This window comes from Burkholderia sp. SCN-KJ, assembly GCF_024656005.1.
Classification (GTDB): domain Bacteria; phylum Pseudomonadota; class Gammaproteobacteria; order Burkholderiales; family Burkholderiaceae; genus Burkholderia.
The window spans coordinates 1-767 of the sequence record NZ_JANKOG010000100.1 but is presented as its reverse complement, the minus strand read 5'-3'; the positions used below and the strand labels follow the sequence as shown (position 1 = coordinate 767).

Genomic DNA, 767 nt, shown 5'->3' with positions numbered 1-767 from the left:
CGCCAGGAGATCGTGCGCGCCGGCATCGTGCCGAAGCACCTGATCGCGCACAACGAGGCGTTCATCCCGGAGATGATCGATTTCCGGCCGCCCGGCAACGTCTACACGCACATCATCGGCGTCGACATCGTGCGCACCGCCGAGAACCAGTTCTACGTGCTCGAGGACAACGCGCGCACGCCGTCGGGCGTGTCGTACATGCTGGAAAACCGCGAGACGATGATGCAGCTCTTCCCCGAGCTGTTCCAGCAGGTCAAGGTGCGCCCGGTCGAGACCTATCCGCAGATGCTGCGGCAGTCGCTCGCGGCGGTGTGCCCGCCGGGCGGCAACGCCGACAACCCGACCATCGCCGTGCTCACGCCCGGCATCCACAATTCGGCGTACTACGAACATTCGTTCCTCGCCGACCAGATGGGCGTGCACCTCGTCGAGGGCAGCGACCTGCAGGTGGTCGACGGCCGCGTCGCGATGCGCACCACCGAAGGCTTCCGGCCGATCGACGTGCTGTACCGCCGGGTCGACGACGCGTTCCTCGATCCGCTGACGTTCCGCCCCGATTCGGTGCTCGGCGTGGCCGGGATCATGGACGTCTACCGCGCCGGCAACATCACGATCGCGAACGCGCCCGGCACCGGCATCGCCGACGACAAGGCGATCTACTCGTACATGCCGGAGATCGTCGAGTTCTACACGGGCCGCAAGGCGCTGCTGGAGAACGTGCCGACCTGGCGCTGCGGCGAGGCCGACAGCCTGAAATACGTGCTCGA

At 66.6% G+C, this 767-nt stretch carries 1 protein-coding gene; it reads left to right on the top strand.

The features are described 5' to 3' along the window. On the top strand, positions 1-767 hold a 767-nt coding region (locus NQV17_RS37810; protein ID WP_257776161.1), incomplete at both ends, for a circularly permuted type 2 ATP-grasp protein.